Consider the following 2,007-nt stretch of genomic DNA (forward strand, 5'->3'; position numbering starts at 1 on the left):
GATGCGGAACGAAGGTGGTAGCTGCAACCGCTTTGTCACCTGCAAGCTCCGTCACGCGTTCTGCCTGAGAGATTTCATACGGTTGTAAATTCAAACGCTCGGTCGTTAATGGCCAATTCATAGAAAAAAACTCCTTTTTAACAGATTATTCAAGATACACTCCCGATCGTATTATAAGGTTAACCAGTTTATCTGGTTGACCTATTTTTTATGGGTTATTCTTTAAGTAGCCGGGTAGGACGTTCGCCCCCGTGGGACTCTGATCCCGTCCAGTATACTGTCCACCCCCTACTTGTAGAAACATGTTTGAGGCTGGTTGGGACTTAGATCCCGTATAACAAGCGAAGCTATGACACTACAAGCTAGGTTAGGGGCTGCCGGCGAATCTAACAAAAGGAGACGTGATAAAGCATGGATCCAGTCATTGGCCTGGATATTGCGAAGGGAAAAAGCCAAGTACAAGCCTTTTTACAGAAGAAAGATCCTTACAAGAAGAGCTTTGTTTTCGAGCATAACGTTTTAGGGTTACATGATTTTCATCGCTTTTGGTTAGAGGTGGAAGAGATCACAGGGCGACCTCCGGTCGTTGTTTTTGAATCTACCGGTCATTACCATGAACCCGTTTTACAGTTCTTAGAAGAGCATCAAATTGTTTATTATTTGGTGAATCCGGTTCTTTCCCATGAAGCTAAAAAAATGAGCTTAAGGAAAGTGAAGACCGACGCCATTGATGCCTTTCGTTTAGGGGAGTTGTATTATCTATATGATGACCTTCAACCTTTCAAAAAGAAAGCCGTCAAAATCATGAATTTAAGGAACCTAACCCGCCAACATGACGCTCTAACGGGAACTTATGTACAAATTAAACTTCAATTCCAAACCGTATTGGATCAAGTGTTTCCTGAATATAAGACGGTCTTTGGATCACTGTATTCACCCACCTCCTTACAAACGTTACTCCATTATCAAACACCTCAAGGTGTTCGGGAGGCAACGAAGGAAAAGATAGCTGAAGTCATTCTCCAACAGGGCGTTAAACGCTCTTATGAATGGGCGTTAGATAAAGCTCATCAGCTCAAAGAGGCAGCAGGACGAGATCCTTTCAAACGGAATCTATACTCAAGTCATGTGGTGAGTTTAACGATGTTTATTCAACTTCTTCTCCAATACCAAAGGCACCTATCGAAACTACTGAAAGAGATAGATGCCCTGGCTGAAGAATTTGATGAATATAAAATTATCCAATCAATTCCCGGTATTGGTGGAAAGATTGCGGCCACAATCCTATCCGAGATTGGGGATATTGATCAGTTTAACCACCCTAAGAAGCTCGTTGCATACTCAGGGATTGACCCAAGCGTCCATGAATCGGGACAGTTTAAAGCAACCATTAATCGAATTACAAAACGAGGATCGTCCAGCCTTAGAAAAAGTCTATATAACGCAGTCCAATGCGGAATAACCAAGAATCGCAACCCCAAACTAAGAGCTTATTACGATAAGAAACGCGAAGAAGGTAAACCACATAAGGTGGCGATCATTGCTTGTGCAAACAAGCTCATTCACTGGATTTATGCCATATTGAAAAGTAAAAAGGCTTTTGTGATTTAGAATCAACCAATAAAATACTTTTATAGAAAATACTTCAAATCATTTCTGTTGAAGTCTATTTAGTATGTTCATTTTTATTGTACCATGTCTGATTCATCTTTTTTACCCTTACCTATTGACCTTCTATTAGCTGGTATACTTGAATACTTGAATTAAAGATAATATTAATTGTTTTTCTTTACCTCGCATTCATTTAACTAAATTTAATATTAAAAGCTTTTAATATAATCGTTAAGGACCATAAATATAACGAAAATGGAAATAATTATAACAACTGAAAAGATGGATTGTTCATCTTCTTTTTTCTTTCTTAATTCTTCTCGATACTTTTTTTGTACCTTCCTTTTCTTTTCAACTGATTTCATTGCATCATTCTCCTTAATCCCATGTTAAAAA

General features: G+C 38.8%; 2 protein-coding genes. One reads left to right on the plus strand and one right to left on the minus strand.

Translation table 11 applies throughout. From position 1 onward, the window contains the following. Window positions 1–411 precede the first annotated feature (411 nt). Window positions 412–1,611 (plus strand): IS110 family transposase, encoded by a 1,200-nt coding sequence (locus WAM07_RS18260; RefSeq protein WP_422168816.1) that lies wholly within the window; start codon window positions 412–414, stop codon window positions 1,609–1,611. 209 nt (window positions 1,612–1,820) lie between these two features. Here WAM07_RS18260 and WAM07_RS18265 read toward each other — a convergent pair whose 3' ends face one another. Then, window positions 1,821–1,976 carry a hypothetical protein gene (locus tag WAM07_RS18265; RefSeq protein WP_422168817.1) on the minus strand — a complete coding sequence of 52 codons (156 nt, stop codon included), beginning with the start codon at window positions 1,974–1,976 and terminating at the stop codon, window positions 1,821–1,823. Window positions 1,977–2,007: the final 31 nt, after the last annotated feature.

Origin of the sequence: Halobacillus sp. (assembly GCF_049282395.1) — a bacterium.
Taxonomy (GTDB): Bacteria; Bacillota; Bacilli; order Bacillales; family Halobacillaceae; genus Halobacillus.

What these genes read in the sequence shown, in the direction of transcription:
- WAM07_RS18260 (WP_422168816.1), top strand. Translation starts at nt 412, where the DNA reads ATGGATCCAGTCATTGGCCTGGATATTGCGAAGGGAAAAAGCCAAGTA.
- WAM07_RS18265 (WP_422168817.1), bottom strand. Translation starts at nt 1,976, where the DNA reads ATGAAATCAGTTGAAAAGAAAAGGAAGGTACAAAAAAAGTATCGAGAA.